Below are 16723 nucleotides of genomic sequence, written 5' to 3'. Positions count from 1 at the left end.
GCGCCGGGCCGGTCCGACGGCGCCGGGTCGACCCACGAGTCTAGAGACGTCGCGGGAACGGACGCGGCGGCGGGAGGCGCACACGGCAGCTCCACGACGTCGGGGTGGCGGGATTTGAACCCACGGCCCCCCGCTCCCAAAGCGGGTGCGCTACCAAGCTGCGCCACACCCCGTGGCATGTCGAGTCTAGGTGGCCGCCGCGCTGCGGGCCGTCGGGCCGTGAAGGGGGCCGGCACCTGGGCCTCCGACGACCGGAGAAAACGGTGCCGGAGCCGTTCCGCACGGGGACGATCGACTCCGGGACCGGTCGAGGGACGGCGGTACGAGAAGGTCCGTTCCCCGCCGGCGCGAACCCAGGGCCACTCCCCGGGCGAGGCCACCAGCCCTCGGCCCTCCGCAGCGGCGCACGGCGTCCGCCTGACACACGGGTGACGCCGTCCGCCGATCTCGGCCTGCCGGGAGACCGATCTCCGGGGGGACCGCGCCGCTCACCTCCGCTGGGACGGGGTGACCTCCGACCAGTTCCAGCTGGTCCTGCTCCTGGCTCCCGCAGAGGGGCCCCGGCCGGCCGGCTGCCTGTCACGGCGGCTCCAGCACCGCGGGCCCACCCTCACGGCCGTCGAGGTGTGGGACAGCGCCGAGGCCGGCGATCGGATGGACGACCTCGTGCACACAGTCCGCACGGCCGGTATCAACAGCCGCCGCAGTCGCTCTTGTTGTCCGTGCCCGCCATGCACCTGACCGCCTACCGGCGGCCGGCTCGGCTGCCGGCGCTCCCACGCCAGCCCGGGGCCCCTGACCGCGAACGACTGCCGACCGGGTCCTCCACCCGCGTCCGCTGACCCACCTACCCGACCCCACGAGGAGTCACCGTGTCCACCACCGCAACTGCCACCCCTGCGGCGACCCAGGCCAGCACTGCCCTCCCGGCGCCCCGCCAGAGCTCCGAGACCACGGGCCCGATCGCCGCCGAACCAGCGGGCGCGCCGATGGAGGTCGACTGGGTCTACCCCGAGGCCCACTACGCGCTCGAGCACTGCCGCTACTGCCGCCCGGTGTAGCGCGTCGCGACAGTCCGGGAGGTCGCGACCGGAGGAGCACCCGCGGCGGTTAGGCTGTACCTGCACCGCCGCGGGTGTAGCTCAATGGCAGAGCCCCAGCCTTCCAAGCTGGCCATGCCGGTTCGATCCCGGTCACCCGCTCCACGCACCACCGCAGGTCAACCCGGCCGTCAGGTCCTCTGGAGGAGTACTGGAGGAGCCTCCGGGATGCCCGTTTCGGACCCCTGGGGCCCCTTGTGCCAGGCGGCCGAGCTGCCGGGCGAGATCTCAGCGAGCGGCACGGAATCCACAGGGAACGTCTTCCAGTCCTGCCGACCGACATCGACCACTTCTGACCACAGCGTCCCGATCTCCACCGTCGGCTTCCCGGCGGCAGCACGTCGGGCTGCGGTCCCCGCCGCTCTCGTCGGCGCCGACCCACGCGAGTGGTCGCGCGCTACTCGTGTCTGGTCGATGCCGACCCGGTCGCCGGCACGTCGGGCACCGTCGGTAGCGGCATCGTCCCCCGCCGATCCGCACCCGAGAACGGCCGCACGTCATCGGTGACGTCCCCGCACACCCGGCCCGCGTTCAGGCACCCCTCCACCAACGTCTGCATCTCCCCCGGGTCCCACGCCAGGATCGCGTCCGCGTGCAGCCCGTACGGCGACAGCCCGCCCTCGAACCGCATCCCCTCGTACGTCGCCCCATCCGCGTACGAGGACTCCAGCGACAGCTGCGGGATCGCCACCGGGTGCGACGCCGGGCACTCACCGCCCCGCGGATACGCCATGTGCGCGACCCCGTCCAGCCACAGGTCCACCCCGTCCCAGCACTGCGGGAACTGGACGTCCGACCGCAGGAACTGCCCCGGCCCACAGTCCACCGCGGTGTCGTGGACGGAGTCCACCAGCCCGTACGACGTCCCCACGCACAGGTAGTCGATGTCCAGCGGTTGCCGCGACGTCGCCATCGGATCCCCCGCCACCAGACGCAGACCGAAGGGCGCCGGCTCGATCAGCTGCGGGTCCACCTCACCGGCCCGGTAGTAGGCGCGGAACGACTCGGGCACCACCGGCTGACCGGCGTGATCCACCAACGTCGGCTGCCAGTACGCCGACCGGTCCGCCGAGTCCTTGCACCCCGAGCCCTCCGCGAACAACTGGCCAGCCGTCGACGACGCGTGCACCGCCGGGTTCCCCCCGAACGTGTGCAGATGAGGCCACGACCCACCCGGGTTCAGGATCGGGTCGATGTGCGCCGTGCCGACCTGGTCGCACTCCACGATCCAGTGCACGTCCACCGGCACGGCCTGCACGGCGGCCGTGTCCGGGGCGGGAGTCATCGCTGCGGCCACCACGAACACCGCCGCCACCGACGCAGCCACACGACCCCACATCTCCGAGCGCTCCCGTCATCCAGCCCCGAGCGCACGTCCAGCAGGAACGACTCCCGCTCCTGCTGCCCGGGCCTCGGGACCCACACGTTCGGGACGCGCCCGCTCATCGCGCGCCTGTCCCGACACCACCCGCTCCAACCGGCCCGACACCCACACCGCAGCTCCCGGCAGCGCGCCCGCCACCGCCACCCACCGCACCGGCAACGCCAGCCACAACGGAACGAGCACGACCACGCCCCTGCACCTCCGCTCCCCGACCCGGCGCAGCGCCCCCGCCGGACGGCGGGACTCGCAGGTGAGGGTGCCACCGGCAACCCGCCGTTGGCACCCGGCAGACGACCGCGACGCCGAGATCGCCCGTGCCCGCCACACCGTGCTGAGCGCAGCCGGACGACGATCCCGAGCGGAGCGACCAGCAGGCGCCGGGCGCGGTGGGCCACGGGTGGGTCGTGCCCGACCGCCGGGTCACGTGTGGGTCAGCCCCTCGTCCAGAAGCCTGGGTGGACCGCTGACCAGCACAGACAGGGTCACAGGACCACGCCTGCCGAGCTGGCCGTGCGGGTTCGATCCCCGTCACCCGCTCCACGCACCGACCAGCTCGTGTGCCCCTCTGCCAGAGGGGGTTGCCGCGCCGTGCGGTAGTCAGCTCGTGGCTGGTCAGGAGCACGTGTACCGCCCTGGGCAGATCGTGCCCACCAGCGGGATCTCCCGGTGCCCCGGAGGCGATGGGGACCACGTCCTCGAGTCCACCGACGTCAAGGGGCACCGCTTCCCGCCGCTGCCGGCCGGCTGCACCGGCAGCGGCGGGGTCCTGGAACGGGCCGCCGGCACCGCTAGGAGCGAGCCGCGGCCGCCCGCATCGGCAGCCCCGGTCATCGGGACGCATGCCCGCTGGCCGAGGCTCGGTCAGATGCGGTCGAGGATGGCCAGCACGTCCGGATGGCCGGCGACGACCATCGGGGCCAGGTCGCGGACCTTCACGTTGAGCGCCTGGCTGAGCCGGGCCAGCCGGGCGAACGACTCCTCCGCTGACGCGCCGGTGCGGGCGATCAGCACGCCTTTGGCCTGGTCGATGACCGCCCGCGAGGTCAGCGCGGTCTCCAGGCCGGCCGCCAGTCGTTCCAGCGCCGCCCGCTCGGCCACCTCGCGCAGCATGGCGGCGACCGCCGCGGCGACCAACTCGCCCAGGCGCATGCTGTCGCCGGTGAACGCGCCCGGGCGGTCGCTGTAGACGTTGAGCACCACCCACCGCTCGTCGGGCAGCTGCGCCGGCACGGCCAGCACGCTGCGCACGCCGGCGTCGGTGAGCAGGCGGCGCAGCCGCGGCCAGCGCTCGTCGGTGGTGACGTCGGCGGTGACGACGAGGGCCTGCTGCTCGTAGGCGTCCTGGCAGGGTCCCTCCCCAGCGGCCATCTGGGAGCCGTCGAAGACCTGCGCGGTGGTCTCGTCGCTGGCCAGCAGTTCCGGCTCCAGCGGCGGGCCGACGTTGATGCTCAGCGCGGTGGCGCCGGGTACAGCCCCGCGCACCACGGTCGCGATCCGGCGCAGCAGCCGCTGCTCATCGCCGGAGTCCAGCGGCAGGAGGATCAGCTCGGCGAACGCCCGGGCCATCGCCATCCCCGTCCCCTCCGCGCCGGGCCCGCCCGGCCCGCGAGGGCCCTCGGTCGCCGGTTCAGTGATCGACGCCCCGCCAGCCGGGGGCATCGCTACGGCCTCCCCGTCCCGCCATTCGAGGCCCAGCCAGTGGAGCACCGCCGGCCCCGGCGAGGCTGCCTCCGGCCAGCCGAACAGCCGGACCGGGCGGGCCTGCCCGTCCCGGCCGTGGAAGGTGACGTCGACGTGGACCTCGCTGCGCTCGCCGCTCGCCAGCGCCGAGAGCGCCTGGCGCAGCCGGCCGCGGTCGGCCAGGTCGACCGCGGCCGGCAGGACCCGACGGGGCAACCGGACGGCGGGCAGTCCGAGCAGCTGTGCCGCGGCCGGGTTGCCGTGCAGGATCAGCCCGGCCGCGTCGGTCTGCAGCAACGCCACCGGCAGCGTCTCGGAGAGCTGGTGTTCTCGGCGCCGTCGGTCGGCGGCCAGCAGCTCCTCGATCGTCTCCTGCTGTGCGCGCAGCTCCTCCTCGGCGACCCGCAGTCCTCGTAGGCGACCTCGAGCTCGGTCAGCGCCTCGGACAGCTGCTGTCCCGGCGCCGGCGAGGCGTCGCGGAGGCGGTCCAGCGCGGCGGCGATGACGGCGGAGTCGACCTGCAGCGGTGGATCGGCCACGGCGCCCTCCTCCCCCCGGGGGGGATCACTGCGTGCTCTGTGCGCGCCACCGCAGCCTACGGCCGGCCGGCCAGGCAGCGTGGGCATGCACCGTCCTCTGACGTCCGCACCGACGTGATCACCGGCCCCGTTCCGGTCAGCGAGCCGGTGAGGCGCGCCGCACCCCGCCCCTGTCCCGCGACGCACTGGCCGCCTCGCGCACGTTGCCACCGACCGTGGGTGGCCGACGTGGACAGGCCGACCGGGTGCGATCTCCCCGGCATGCGCGTGATCGCCCTCGCCAACCGGCACGGATGGCGGATGACCGTGGTCCAGGCGCGACCGGACCGGAGCAGCGGACTGACTGACCCGGCTGCGACCGGCCGACCAGGTGACCCCGTCCGGCAGTGCACCGGCCGCGCCCCGTCCCGGTCGTGGCGCGTCGCCGCCGCGTGGCACGCCTGCCCGAGACCTCTGCCCGTCCTGCGGTGCCGGGCGCGATGTGGCCGGCCTGCGCCGACCGTGGGCACCGACGCGAAGGGAGGACTACCGTGGCGATGGGTCGACGCCCAGCCCCGCGATGCCGCTGGTGAACAACGGCGCGCTGAAGCCACGACGCAGGGCGGAGGACCCCCTGACCAGCCGAGAGGGACGCCAGGGAACCTGGCCTCCCGAGCGGGCCACGAGGGTCGACCGCCGTCAGCCGGCGGGGTCCGGCGCGTCGAGGAACTCGGTCAGCATCGGCCGGAGCCACTCCCAGCGGTCGAGGACGCCGCTGCCCTCGGGCATGAAGTGGGTCGTGCCGGGCAGCACCGCCAGCCGCGCCCGGGAGAGTCCGGCCAGGTCGCCCATCGCCCCGCCGCCGAGCAGCCGGAACAGCTCCACGGCGTGCTCGAGGGTGATCGCGTCGGCGTCCCCGACGACGACCATCGTGGGCGCGGGGATCCCCCGCACGTCCTCGGCCGGCCACGCGAACGGCGTCATGTCGAGGGTCTTCAGCTTCTCCACCAGGACGGGGAAGGCGTCGGGGTCCGGGGCGATCGCGCGGTAACCGGCCTCCAGCGGGGAGCCGGCGAATGCCTCGGGCGTGATCGACGGGATCATCGCGGCCAGTTCGGGCTGCATCCCGTCCCAGGTGTAGGACGCCGAGATCACCACCAGCCGGCGGACGACGCCGGGGTGGCGGATGCCGACCTGCAGCGCTGCAGCCCCGCCCATGCTGTAGCCCACGACGTCGGCCCGGGCGACCCCGAGGTGGCCGAGCAGGGCGGCCGCGTCGTCGGCGAGCCCCTCGTAGGTGATCGGCCGGTCGGCGTCCGTCGTCCGACCGTGGGCCTGCAGGTCGCACACGACGACCTGCCGTCCGGCGACCAGGTCGGACAGCAACGGCCCGAAGTCACCGGTCGACATGTAGGCGCCGTGGAGCAGCAGCACCGGCACGTCGTCCGGGTCTCGGAGGTCGCCGTGGACCTCGTAGTACATCCGCAGCCCGTTGACCGGCGCGTACCCGGTCTCCGTTGCGGTGGGGTCGGCCACGTCAGCCACCTCGACCTCCGATCAGCCCCGATCGGTCACCTTGTAGGGAGCGCCCGACTTGTCGTAGGTGGTCCACTCGCCGACCTCGCGGCCCCGGTCGAAGGAGCCCGACCGGAGTGTGGTGCCGTCGAGCCGGAACCACTCCCAGTACCCGTGCGGCCGACCGTCGACGACCGGGCCGCGGGCACGCAGGGAGCCGTTGCGGTGGAACTCCTCGTGGAACCCCTCGGTGAACTCGGTCTGCGGCACGTCAGGGCGTCCGGGCGGCGTCAGCCGGCTCGACGGGCAGGCCCAGCCGGCGGAAGAGGTCGTTGTCGAGGTCGAGGAAGCTCGAGATGTGGGCGATGCGGCCCTCGCGCACCTCGAGCACGTGCAGCGCCCACGGCTCGTGACCACCCCCTGGCCGCGGCCGGTACTGGGCGAACGCCGGCGCGCCGTTGGCCCGCGTCGGCAGCACCCGAGACCCCTCGCACTTCGAGCCCGGCCCGAGCATCCAGGTGCCGATGTCGGCCGGCCCCTTGAGCCACATCTCGAACGGCGGCATGTGCTGGGTGGCGTCCTCGTGGAGCAGCGCGACGAAGGCGTCGATGTCGTAGCGCTCGAAGGCGTCGACGTAGCGGTCGAGCAGGTCGCGCTCGTCGTCGTCCAGCGGCTGGGGGCCGATCTCCCCGCCGACCTCGGCCAGCGTGGCACGGGCCCGCTGCAGCGCGCTGTTGACCGAGGCGACCGTGGTGTCCAGCAGCGTGGCCACCTCGTCGGCCTTCCAGCGCAGCACCTCGCGGAGCAGCAGGACGGCGCGCTGCCGCGGCGGCAGGTGCTGCAAGGCGGCGACGAAGGCCAGCCGGATCGACTCGCGCTGCACCGCCTGCTCGGCGGGGTCGGCGTCCTCGGCGACCACCTGGCGGTCGAGCACCGGCTCCACCCACGCCGTCGCCGGCTTCCGCGCGGCGAGGGACGCCTCCACCGGCTGCCACGGTGACCCGGAGAGGTCCATGGGCAGGGCGCGGCGCTGCCGACCCGAGAGCTGGTCGAGGCAGACGTTGGTGGCGATGCGGTACAGCCACGACCGCAGCGCCGACCGCCCCTCGAAGTCCGCCAGCCCCCGCCAGGCGCGGACCATCGTCTCCTGGACGGCGTCGTCGGCGTCGAACGCCGAGCCCAGCATCCGGTAGCAGTAGCCGGTGAGCTCCCGCCGGTGCTCCAGCAAGCGGGGGTCGAGCTCCTCGCTGACGACGGTCACGTCTCCTCCTCGTCTCGACGGCCGCGACAGCAGACCACAGGGCACCGACGGAACGGGAGGGGTCGCGCCCTACTGGTAGCTGATCAGCTGGGGTCGGGGGCTGACCTGCGCGATCGTCTCCTCGGGGCTGAGCATCGGGGCGTCCTCGTCGTAGAAGTTCTTCCAGCCCCAGTACACGGCGTCCGGGTTCGTCTGCCGGAGCGTGCGCCAGGTCGCCTGCTTGTCCCCCTGACCCCCCTGGCCGTCCGCGTGCACCATCACCGCCAGCTCGTCGCGGGAGGTGTCCAGCCGCTCGCGCTCGGGGATCATCCGCACCTGGAACTGGTGCAGCACCAGCAGCTTCTGCGGCAGCGCGTTCTCGCGGGTGAGGTCGGCGAGCCAGGTCACCACTCTGTTCACCTCGTCGATCGACACCGACCCGATCTGGGTCAGGTGCACCTGCCCCGGCGCCAGCCGCCACTCCGGGTCCAGCGCGAGCCCGACGTGGGGCAGTTCCAGCAGGGAGCGGTACTGCTCGGCCTGGGCGACGAAGTCGGTGCGGCCGGGCTGCAGGTCGATGACGACGTAGAGCCCCGCCTCCCCCGCCGCCTCCACCCACGGCCGCAGGTCCTCGGCAGGCACCTCGGTGGAGTAGTTGCCGTCGGGGCCGGCGAACTCCGAGGCCACCGTCGCGATGATCTCGAAGGCCGGGACGACGGTCGCGTCGGTCACCAGCGCCTCGTACGGCGCCGCGTGCTCACGGGCCCGCTCCACCGAGGCCGCGGCGTCCTGCTCGCCGAGGACGCCCAGCGCGCCGCTGCCCGGGTGCCCGTAGAGCGCGACGAGGAAGTGCTCCGGGAACAGCACCTGGCCACCGCCGGGCAGCTGGGTGCCGGTGGCCGCGGTGTCGAGCTTCCACTCCAGGCCGTCCTCCGCGGCGAACCCCGTGCCCAGGGCCACGACCGCGTCCGGCGGCGAGTCGGCCATCAGGTCGACCAGCTCCTCCGAGGCCCGCGGGTCGGTCGCGCCGCCGGTGAACTGCACCCGCGCGCCGGCGGCCCGGGCGGTGGCGATCCCGGCCACCGACTCCGGCGTCCCGGTGGCCAGCACCAGGGTGCCCTCGAGCGGCTCGGCGCGCTCGACGCCGGGCAGGGCCTCGACACCGTCGTCCGCGGCAGGGGTGTCCCCCGGCGGCTGCAGCGCGACCGGGGCGTCCGGGTCCAGCCCGGCGACCGCCTCGGCCGCGGCGTCGGCGTCCACCTCCTGCGTCTCGGCGAGGTCGAGGCCCGTGGCCTCGGCGACCGACTCCGCAGCGGCCGGGACGGCGACCACCTCGGGCCCGCCCTCGCCGAGCCCGTCGGCCTCGCCCACGGCGAGCACGGTCGTGGCACCCAGGCGGTCCAGCTCGGCGGTGAGGGCGTCGGCCGCTCCGCCGTCGGCCGGCTGCAGCAGCAGCGGGACGCCGAGACCCGCGGCAGCGGAGGCGCCCAGCAGCGTGCCGGCGTCGTCGCCGTCCCGGGCCACGACGACGACCTCGGCGGTGTCGAAGAGCGCGCGGCTGGCCGACGCGGCCGAGGCGACCGGGTCCTCGTCGGCGACCAGGGTGAGCCGGGCGTCGGGGACCGACGTCGTCGCTCCCAGCGACTCCTCCGCGTCGGCCTCGGTGTCGTCGGTGAAAGAGCTGCAGCCGCCGGCGAGCAGCGCTGCGGCCAGGACGATCGGCACGGCCTTGGAGCGCACGGCTCCCTCCCCCGCCGGGCGTGCGGTCGCGCGGGGACGCGACGTCGACGGCGCGCCCGGCTGTCGGGACCCTAACGGGGCGGGGTGCTGGACACCGGTCCCGCCGCGCCACGAGCATCGGCCCCGACATGACCAGCGCACTCCTGTCGGGCCAGCCCGACACCCGATCGACCGGCTGGCGGGATGGGTCTGGCCCCCTCCCGCGGCCAGGCTCGACGGCATGACCACCGACACCGCCGTCCTGCCGACCGTGTCCCCGACCTCGAGCGCCCCGGGCCGCCCGTCCGGCCGGCTGCGCCAGCTGGGCGTCGACACCGGCTACTCGCTGCTCGCCTTCCCCCTCGGCATCGCCGCCTTCGTCCTGGTCGTCACCGGGCTGGCCGCCGGCACCGGGCTGCTGGTCGTGTGGATCGGCGTCGCCGTCCTCGCCGGCACCCTGGTCGCCGCTCGCGGGCTGGCCACTGCCGAACGGTCCTGGTTGCCCGCGGTGCTCGGCGCCCCGCTGCCCCGCCCGGCCTACCGCCGCGCCGAGGGACGGGCGGTGCGCCGGCTGACCACGCCGCTGCGCGACCCGCAGTGCTGGCTGGACGCCCTGCATGCGCTGGTCCGGTTCCCCTTCGCGATCCTGGGCTTCGTCGTCACGGTGACGTTCTGGGCGGTGGCGCTCGGCGGCCTGACGTACGGCCTCTGGGACTGGGCGCTGCCCGACGCCTCCGCCGACCCGGACAACACCGACCTGCTCGAACTGCTCGGCTTCGAGTCCACGCTGGTGCGCCGGACCCTCCTGTACGCGGGGATCGGCGTCGTGTTCGCGCTGCTGCTGCCCCTCGCCGTCCGCGCCGTCGCGGTGCTGCAGGCGCAGATCGGACGGGCGCTGCTGACCTCCCGCGCCGCCACGCAGGCCGAGATCGGCCGGCTCTCCGAGGGCCGCGACGCCGCCGTCGCCGCCGAGGCGGTGGCGCTGCGCCGGCTCGAGCGGGACATCCACGACGGGCCGCAGCAGTACCTGGTCCGGCTCGGCATGGACCTCTCCCGCGCGCAGCGGCAGCTCGACCGCGACCCGGCCGCGGCCCGCGCGACCCTGGGCGAGGCCGCCGGCCTGGCCAAGGAGGCGCTGGAGGAGCTGCGCGCCCTCTCCCGTGGCATCGCGCCGCCGGTGCTCGCCGACCGCGGCCTGGCCGCCGCGCTCGCCGCGATCGCGGCCCGCTCGCCGGTGCCGGTCGAGCTCTCCGTCGACCTGCCCGAGCAGCGACTGGCGCCCGCGGTCGAGAACACCGCCTACTTCGTGGTGAGCGAGGCCCTGGCCAACGTGGCCAAGCACAGCAGCGCCACCACCTGCCAGGTCGTCGTCGTGGCGGCCGGGCCGGCGCTGCGGGTCACCGTCGAGGACGACGGCACCGGTGGCGCGGTGCTCGCCCAGGGGCACGGCCTGTCCGGGCTGGCCGACCGGCTGCGCGCGGTGGACGGCGTCCTGACCGTGGACAGCCCGCGCGGGGGACCCACCCGGCTGGTGGCGGAGCTGCCGTGCGGGTCGTGATCGCCGACGACTCGGTGCTCCTCCGGGAGGGCCTGGTGCGGCTGCTCGAGGACGAGGGCTGCGAGGTGGTCGCCGCCGTGGGCGACGGCCCCTCGCTGGTCCGGGCGGTGGCCGACCACCGCCCGGACGTCGCCGTGGTCGACGTCCGCATGCCACCCACGCACACCGACGAGGGGCTGCGGGCCGCGGTGGAGGCCCGCGCCGGCGTCCCCGGGACGGCGGTCCTCGTGCTCTCGCAGTACGTCGAGGTGGCCTACGCCGACGAGCTGCTCGCCGACGGCCGCGGCGGCGTGGGCTACCTGCTCAAGGACCGGGTCACCGACCTCGACTCGTTCCTGGGCGCCCTGACCGACGTCGTCGCCGGGGGCACCGTGCTCGACCCCCAGGTGGTGGCCCAGCTGTTCGCCCGCCGCCGGGCCGACGACCCGGTGCGCCGGCTGACCCCGCGGGAGCGCGAGGTCCTCGGCCTGATCGCGGAGGGCTCCTCGAACAGCGCGATCGCCCGGCGGCTGGTGGTGACCGAGGGCGCCGTGGAGAAGCACACCCAGCGGATCTTCGCCAAGCTCGGCCTCAACCAGGACGAGGACCAGCACCGCCGGGTGATGGCGACCCTGGCCTACCTGCGCTCCTGAACCGAGTCGAACTCCGCGCGCAGGCGGGCCGGCGCCCGCAGCCGCCACGCCCCGGTGAGCAGCTCGGCGAGCTCCCCACGGTCGGCCGCGGCCAGGTCGACGACGACCATCGTGGAGTTGCGGTAGTGGTGCGGCACGGAGAAGACGGCGGGCCGCTCGGCGGCCAGCGCGCGGTTCTCGCCCTCGGCCAACGGGATGGCCACCCACGTCTCCTCCGGCGGCATCGAGGCGAAGATCCTTTCCCGCACGCGCAGGCACGCCATGTCCCAGGCCGGGCGCTCGGTGGTCTCGGGCAGGGCGAGGACGACGGCGCGGACGTCGTCCGGGGTGGCGGCCATGGCGCAGGGTGGCACCGGGGACCGACAACCGGTTCGCACACCGTCGGAGGGTGCCGGTAGACAGACCCGGGTGACCGATCTCGCCGACGCCCTGCGCCCCGCCACCGCCGAGGAGTGGCCGGCGTTCAGCCGCGCCCTCTTCGACGTCTTCGCCGAGCCGGCGCCCCGGTCCTTCGTCGACGCCGTCCCCGCGCACGCCGAGCTGGACCGCACCCTGGGCCTGTGGGAGGGCGACCGGGTGGTCGCGACGTCGGGGATCTACAGCCGCGAGCTGACCGTGCCCGGCGCGGTCGTGCCGTGCGCCGCGGTGACCTGGGTGACCGTCTCCCCCACCCACCGGCGGCGCGGCGTGCTGACGGCGATCATGCGGCGCCAGCTGACCGAGGTGCACGAGCAGGGCCGGGAGCCGGTGGCCGCGCTGTGGGCGTCGGAGGGCTCGATCTACGGCCGGTTCGGGTACGCGCCGGCCACCTGGCGGGGCAACCTCTCCGGCACCGTCGACCGGCTGCGGCTGCGGCCCGGCCTGGACGTCGGCGAGGGACGGGTCGACCTGGTGCCCGTCGCGGAGTACCGGGCCGCCGCGGTGGGCCTGCACGACCGGGTGCGCCGGCTCGTCCCGGGCAACCTGGCGCGCGACGACCGGTGGTGGGACCGCGCGCTGCGCGACGACCCCGACGAGCGCCGGGGCGCCACCGAGCGGCGGTACGTGCTGCACACCGAGCCCGACGGCACGGTCACCGGCTACGCGGCCTACCGGGTGAAGGCGGCCTGGACCGACGACAGCGAGGCCGACGGCACGCTCACCGTGGAGGAGGTCCGCAGCACGAGCACGCCGGCCTACGCCGCGCTCTGGCGCTTCCTGACGTCGATCGACCTGGTCCGCACGGTGAAGGCGCCGTCCCAGCCGGACGACGACCCGCTGCGCCACCTGCTCGCCGACCCGCGGGCGCTGCACGCCCGGCCGGCCGACGCGCTGTGGGTGCGCCTGGTCGACGTCGGCCGCGCCCTGGCCGCCCGCCGCTACCCGACGCCGATCAACCTGGTGTTCGAGGTCCGGGACGCCTTCTGCCCGTGGAACGACGGGCGCTGGGCGCTGACCGCCGGCCCGTCCGGGGGCTTCTGCGCGCCGACCGACAGCGACCCCGACCTGGTCGTGGACGTGGAGGCGCTGGCCGCCGCCTACCTGGGCGGGACGTCGCTGGCGACGCTGCAGGCGGCCGGCCGGGTCACCGAGGTCAGCCCGGGGGCGGTCACGCTGGCCGCGACGGCGTTCCGCTGGCCGGTCAGCCCGTGGTGCCCGGACGAGTTCTAGGAGGACCCCGCTGCCCCCACCACTCGCTCCGCTCCCGGCGGGCCCCTGCAGCGGGGCCGCTCGGGCCGTCCAGCGGCTAGACCGGCTCCTCGCGGGTGGGCAGGCCGCCGGCCGGGCGGCGCCGGTTCTGCTCGTAGTCGGTCACCAGCCCGATGCGGCGGGCGTGCCGCTCGTCGCCGCTGAACGGCGTGGCGAGGAAGGTCAGCACCAGCTCGGTGGCCTCCTCGACGCTGTGCTGGCGGGCGCCGATGGAGACCACGTTGGCGTCGTTGTGCTGGCGGGCCAGCTCGGCGGTCTCCCGGTTCCACACCAGCGCCGCCCGCACGCCGGGCACCTTGTTGGCCGCGATCTGCTCGCCGTTGCCCGAGCCGCCGATCACCACGCCGAGGCTGCCCGGCTCCACGACCGTCCGCTCGCCCACCTCGAAGCAGTACGGCGGGTAGTCGTCCTGGGCGTCGTACTCGTAGGCCCCGCAGTCGACCGGCTCGTACCCGGCGTCGGCGAGCGCCTGCTTGAGGTGCTCCTTGAACTCCAGCCCGGCGTGGTCGGTCCCGACGAAGACGCGCATGGCGGGGAGTCTGTCAGGCTGCCGGGGTGGCGGTGCTGGGGGTCGACGGCTGGCGCGGGCAGTGGGTCGGCGCGCGGCTCGACGGGCGCCGCGTGGAGCTCACCGTGCTCCCCGACGCCGCCGCCGTCCTCGCCGTGCCCGACGTCGAGGTGGTCGGCATCGACATGCCGATCGGCCTGTCGGACGACGGTGTCCGCGCCTGCGACGTGGCCGCCCGGTCCGCGTTGCGCGGGCGCGGTGCGGCCGGCTCGGTGTTCCCCGCCCCGGTGCGCGCGGTGCTCGCCGCCCGGGACCACGCCGACGCGCGGCGGATCTCCGTCGAGGCGACCGCCGGTCGGTCGCTGTCGGCGCAGTCCTTCCAGCTCGTCCGCTCGATCGCGGCCCTCGACGGCGCGCTGGGCGACCCTCCTCCCGACCGCGTCGTCGAGGTGCACCCCGAGCTGGCGTTCCGCGAGCTGGACCCGCGTGTCCACGACCCCAAGTCGAGCGCGCGCGGCCACGCGCAGCGGATCCGCGCCCTGGGACCGGTCATGGACGTTCTGGACGCGCTCGCCGACGCCCCGGCCGGCGTCCCTGTGGTCGACGCGCTGGACGCGTGCGCGGCCGCCTGGTCGGCCCGGCGGATCGCCGAGGGGACCGCGGAGTGCGTCGGCGACGGCACCCGCGACGCCCGCGGCCGGCCGATGCGGATCTGCTGGTGAGGTTCGAGGAGGTCGCCGACGGGGTGTTCGTCCGGCGGCACGAGTCCCTGGACCTCAACTGCGGGCTGGTCGTGGGCGAGGGTGCCTGCCTCGTCGTCGACACCCGCTCGGACCTCGGCGAGGCCGCCGACCTGATCGCCGCCGTCCGCCGGGTCACGGCGTCCCCCTGGACGGTGGTGGACACCCACGCCCACTACGACCACTGCTTCGGCAACGCCGCATTCCGCCCGGCGACGATCTGGGGGGCGCGCGGGTGCGCGGCCGCCCTCCGCGCCACCGGCGAGGCGCAGCGCGCCGCGCGGGTGGCCGAGCTGCTGGCCGAAGGGGACCCGGCCTCGGCCGAGCGGGTGCGGCAGGCCCCGCTGGACCCACCGGACGCCGTGGTCGACGACGCCGCGGTCCTGGACGTCGGCGGCCGCGAGGTGGTGCTGCGGTTCCTGGGCCGCGGGCACACCGACTCGGACCTGGTGGTGGAGGTCGAGGACGGGATCGTGTTCGCCGGCGACCTCGTCGAGGAGGGTGCGCCCCCGGCGTTCGAGGACGCCTTCCCTGCCGAGTGGCCCGCGACCCTCGGCCGGCTGCACGCGCTGGCGCGGGGCCCGGTCGTCCCGGGGCACGGGGCGGTCGTGGACGCGGCCTTCGTGGGCGCGCAGCGGGAGGAGCTGCTGGCGGTGCTGGCCGCCGTCCGGGCCGGCCGGCCGACCGCCGGGCCCTACGACGAGGCGACGATGCGCACCGCCGCCGGTCGGATCGGTCCCGAGCGTGCGAGGGGCGGATGAGACACGGCCCCTCTGCCGGGTCCCGCCGCCGGCCCCGTCCCGAGGCTCGCGCCGAGCGGGCGAGACGTGAGGAGGACGGGGTCCTCCCACGGTGGGGAGCAGAGGGGTCCTTCGTCAGGTGAGCCGGCGGACGACGGGCAGCGGCAGCACCCGCAGCGCCGCGGACACCGGCCGCCACGGCCACTCCGGGACGTAGGCCCGCGCCGGCTCCCGCTCGATCGCCGCGGTGAGGGCGTCGACGCCGCGGTCGAGACCGACGGTGAACGGGCCGCGACGGCCGACGTTGATGTCGGTGGCGATGTAGCCGGGCAGGACCGTGGTGACGCGGATGCCGGTGCCGAGCAGGTCGGCGCGGATCCCCTCGGCCAGGGAGTTGAGCGCGGCCTTGCTCGCGCCGTACGAGGTCCGGGTGCCGTGCATGCCGCGGACCGAGGCGACCGAGGAGATGACGACGAGGTGGCCGGCGCCCTGCGCGCGGAACAGCTCCACCGCCGCCTCGCACTGGGCGTGGGTGCCGAGCACGTTGGTGAACAGCGTGGCCCGGTTCGCCCAGGCCCGGCCGGTGCCCACCGCCGCGCCCTTGCCGATGCCGGCGTTGGCAATGAACCGGTCGATGCCGCCGAGCCGGCCGGCCAGGTCGGGGACCACCTTCTCGACCGCCGTGGCGTCGTCGACGTCCAGCTCGGCGGTGACCACCCGGATGCCGGGGTGTGCCGCGAGCAGCTCGTCGCGGAGGGCGTCGAGCCGGTCGGTGCGGCGGGCGGCGAGTGCGAGGTCGCGGCCCTTCGCGGCGAACCGGCGGGCCATGCCCTCGCCGAGGCCGGAGCTGGCGCCGGTGATCAGGATGCGCTGGCGAACGGGGTGCGGCACCCGCCCAGGATGCCGCAGGGCCGGACAGCGGAGTGCGGGAGGCGAGGAGACCTCGCCTCCCGCACCCCGGTGCGGCGTCAGCTGTGGCGGGTCAGCTCCAGGGCGTCGGCGGGGACCGAGTCCATGTCGGGGCCGGAGAGCCGGGTGCGCTTGAGCTCCCAGAAGTCGGGCAGGTTGGCCAGCAGGACGGCGCCGTCGAAGGCCTTGCCGGCGTCCTCACCGGTCGGCACCTTGCTGATCACCGGGCCGAAGAACGCCACGCCGTCGATGTGCATGACCGGCGTGCCGACGTCGTCGCCGACGGGGTCCATGCCCTCGTGGTGGCTCTTCTCGAGCGCCTCGTCGTACTCGGTGGAGGTGGCGGCCTCGGCCAGCGACGCGGGCAGGCCGACCCGCTCCAGTGCGGGGGCGATCAGCTCGTCGAGCTCGACGCCCTCGTGGTGGCGCAGCGTGCCCATGGCCGTGTAGAGGTCGCCGAGGACCTCGTCGCCGTGCTGCTGGGCGGCGGCGATGGCCACGCGCACCGGGCCGATCGCCTTGGTCATCATCTCCTGGTACTCCGGCGGCAGGTCCCGGCCGCGGTTGAGCACGGCCAGCGACATGACGTGCCAGTGCAGGTCGATCTCGCGGACCTTGGCCGCCTCCAGGACCCAGCGGCTGGTCAGCCACGCCCACGGGCACAGCGGGTCGAACCAGAAGTCGACGCGGGCCTTCACGGGGGCGCTCTGCACTGCCTCGGTCATGGTGGGTTCTCCTCGCTGCTGGACGTCTCTCGCCGGTCTCAAGCCCGACCGGATGGTGGTTGTTCC

General features: G+C 75.1%; 17 protein-coding genes and 2 tRNA genes. 7 read left to right on the top strand and 12 right to left on the bottom strand.

Features of this window, described 5'->3' with window-relative positions:
• Window positions 1-99: 99 nt before the first annotated feature.
• Window positions 100-173: transfer RNA gene (locus ACI79I_RS01230), tRNA-Pro, on the bottom strand.
• Window positions 174-872: 699 nt separating this feature from the next.
• Between ACI79I_RS01230 and ACI79I_RS01225 the strand changes: the two genes are divergently transcribed.
• Entirely contained in the window at window positions 873-1061 is a 189-nt protein-coding gene (locus ACI79I_RS01225; protein WP_456990245.1) for a hypothetical protein, read from the top strand.
• 70 nt (window positions 1062-1131) lie between these two features.
• Window positions 1132-1205: transfer RNA gene (locus ACI79I_RS01220), tRNA-Gly, on the top strand.
• A gap of 292 nt (window positions 1206-1497) precedes the next feature.
• Here ACI79I_RS01220 and ACI79I_RS01215 read toward each other — a convergent pair.
• From ACI79I_RS01215 to ACI79I_RS01185, 7 genes are all read right to left on the bottom strand, one after another.
• Window positions 1498-2427 (bottom strand): DUF1996 domain-containing protein, encoded by a 930-nt coding sequence (locus tag ACI79I_RS01215; RefSeq protein WP_456990243.1) that lies wholly within the window; start codon window positions 2425-2427, stop codon window positions 1498-1500.
• A gap of 918 nt (window positions 2428-3345) precedes the next feature.
• Entirely contained in the window at window positions 3346-4467 is a 1122-nt protein-coding gene (locus tag ACI79I_RS01210; RefSeq protein WP_456990241.1) for an ANTAR domain-containing protein, read from the bottom strand.
• Window positions 4434-4703, bottom strand: a complete 270-nt coding sequence (locus tag ACI79I_RS01205) for a hypothetical protein (RefSeq protein WP_456990239.1) — start codon at window positions 4701-4703, stop codon at window positions 4434-4436. Before ACI79I_RS01205 ends, ACI79I_RS01210 begins: the two co-directional genes overlap by 34 nt.
• A gap of 678 nt (window positions 4704-5381) precedes the next feature.
• Window positions 5382-6218, bottom strand: coding sequence for an alpha/beta fold hydrolase (locus ACI79I_RS01200; RefSeq protein WP_456990237.1), 837 nt, complete (start codon window positions 6216-6218; stop codon window positions 5382-5384).
• Between the two features lie 21 nt (window positions 6219-6239).
• Complete coding sequence (locus tag ACI79I_RS01195; RefSeq protein WP_456990235.1) at window positions 6240-6467, bottom strand: toxin-antitoxin system YwqK family antitoxin; 228 nt, start codon at window positions 6465-6467, stop codon at window positions 6240-6242.
• A gap of 1 nt (window position 6468) precedes the next feature.
• On the bottom strand, window positions 6469-7458 hold the full coding sequence (locus ACI79I_RS01190; RefSeq protein WP_456990233.1) for a sigma-70 family RNA polymerase sigma factor: 990 nt from the start codon (window positions 7456-7458) through the stop codon (window positions 6469-6471).
• Window positions 7459-7527: 69 nt separating this feature from the next.
• Window positions 7528-9177 (bottom strand): hypothetical protein, encoded by a 1650-nt coding sequence (locus ACI79I_RS01185; protein ID WP_456990231.1) that lies wholly within the window; start codon window positions 9175-9177, stop codon window positions 7528-7530.
• A 220-nt stretch (window positions 9178-9397) separates the two neighbouring features.
• On the opposite strand from ACI79I_RS01185, the gene ACI79I_RS01180 reads away from it, so the two are divergent.
• Window positions 9398-10714 carry a sensor histidine kinase gene (locus ACI79I_RS01180; RefSeq protein ID WP_456990229.1) on the top strand — a complete coding sequence of 439 codons (1317 nt, stop codon included), beginning with the start codon at window positions 9398-9400 and terminating at the stop codon, window positions 10712-10714.
• Window positions 10702-11346, top strand: coding sequence for a response regulator (locus ACI79I_RS01175; RefSeq protein WP_456990227.1), 645 nt, complete (start codon window positions 10702-10704; stop codon window positions 11344-11346). Before ACI79I_RS01180 ends, ACI79I_RS01175 begins: the two co-directional genes overlap by 13 nt.
• Here the strand turns inward: ACI79I_RS01175 and ACI79I_RS01170 are convergent.
• Window positions 11331-11684, bottom strand: coding sequence for an MmcQ/YjbR family DNA-binding protein (locus ACI79I_RS01170; protein ID WP_456990225.1), 354 nt, complete (start codon window positions 11682-11684; stop codon window positions 11331-11333). The two genes, ACI79I_RS01175 and ACI79I_RS01170, sit on opposite strands and share 16 nt — an antisense overlap.
• Before the next feature lie 70 nt (window positions 11685-11754).
• On the opposite strand from ACI79I_RS01170, the gene ACI79I_RS01165 reads away from it, so the two are divergent.
• On the top strand, window positions 11755-12996 hold the full coding sequence (locus ACI79I_RS01165; RefSeq protein WP_456990223.1) for a GNAT family N-acetyltransferase: 1242 nt from the start codon (window positions 11755-11757) through the stop codon (window positions 12994-12996).
• A gap of 76 nt (window positions 12997-13072) precedes the next feature.
• Here ACI79I_RS01165 and ACI79I_RS01160 read toward each other — a convergent pair whose 3' ends face one another.
• Window positions 13073-13564 (bottom strand): ribose-5-phosphate isomerase, encoded by a 492-nt coding sequence (locus ACI79I_RS01160; protein WP_456945927.1) that lies wholly within the window; start codon window positions 13562-13564, stop codon window positions 13073-13075.
• A gap of 26 nt (window positions 13565-13590) precedes the next feature.
• Here ACI79I_RS01160 and ACI79I_RS01155 point away from each other — a divergent pair, with 26 nt between their 5' ends.
• Together ACI79I_RS01155 and ACI79I_RS01150 are read left to right on the top strand one after the other, a co-directional pair.
• Window positions 13591-14265 carry a DUF429 domain-containing protein gene (locus tag ACI79I_RS01155; RefSeq protein WP_456990220.1) on the top strand — a complete coding sequence of 225 codons (675 nt, stop codon included), beginning with the start codon at window positions 13591-13593 and terminating at the stop codon, window positions 14263-14265.
• Window positions 14262-15044, top strand: a complete 783-nt coding sequence (locus ACI79I_RS01150) for an MBL fold metallo-hydrolase (RefSeq protein WP_456990218.1) — start codon at window positions 14262-14264, stop codon at window positions 15042-15044. The genes ACI79I_RS01155 and ACI79I_RS01150 overlap by 4 nt, the downstream gene beginning before the upstream one ends.
• Before the next feature lie 114 nt (window positions 15045-15158).
• Here the strand turns inward: ACI79I_RS01150 and ACI79I_RS01145 are convergent, their stop codons facing one another.
• Together ACI79I_RS01145 and ACI79I_RS01140 are read right to left on the bottom strand one after the other, a co-directional pair.
• Window positions 15159-15914, bottom strand: coding sequence for an SDR family oxidoreductase (locus ACI79I_RS01145; RefSeq protein WP_456990216.1), 756 nt, complete (start codon window positions 15912-15914; stop codon window positions 15159-15161).
• Between the two features lie 77 nt (window positions 15915-15991).
• A complete protein-coding gene (locus tag ACI79I_RS01140) occupies window positions 15992-16657 on the bottom strand; it encodes a mycothiol-dependent nitroreductase Rv2466c family protein (RefSeq protein WP_456990214.1) in 666 nt (221 codons plus the stop codon).
• Between the last annotated feature and the right edge of the window lie 66 nt (window positions 16658-16723).

It is taken from the genome of Geodermatophilus sp. SYSU D01105 (assembly GCF_054050095.1).
This window is presented reverse-complemented; position numbering and strand designations above follow the sequence as displayed.

Coding starts and splice junctions, on each gene's coding strand:
- ACI79I_RS01180 (WP_456990229.1), top strand. CDS start 9,398: ATGACCACCGACACCGCCGTCCTGCCGACCGTGTCCCCGACCTCGAGC.
- ACI79I_RS01170 (WP_456990225.1), bottom strand. CDS start 11,684: ATGGCCGCCACCCCGGACGACGTCCGCGCCGTCGTCCTCGCCCTGCCC.
- ACI79I_RS01160 (WP_456945927.1), bottom strand. CDS start 13,564: ATGCGCGTCTTCGTCGGGACCGACCACGCCGGGCTGGAGTTCAAGGAG.
- ACI79I_RS01140 (WP_456990214.1), bottom strand. CDS start 16,657: ATGACCGAGGCAGTGCAGAGCGCCCCCGTGAAGGCCCGCGTCGACTTC.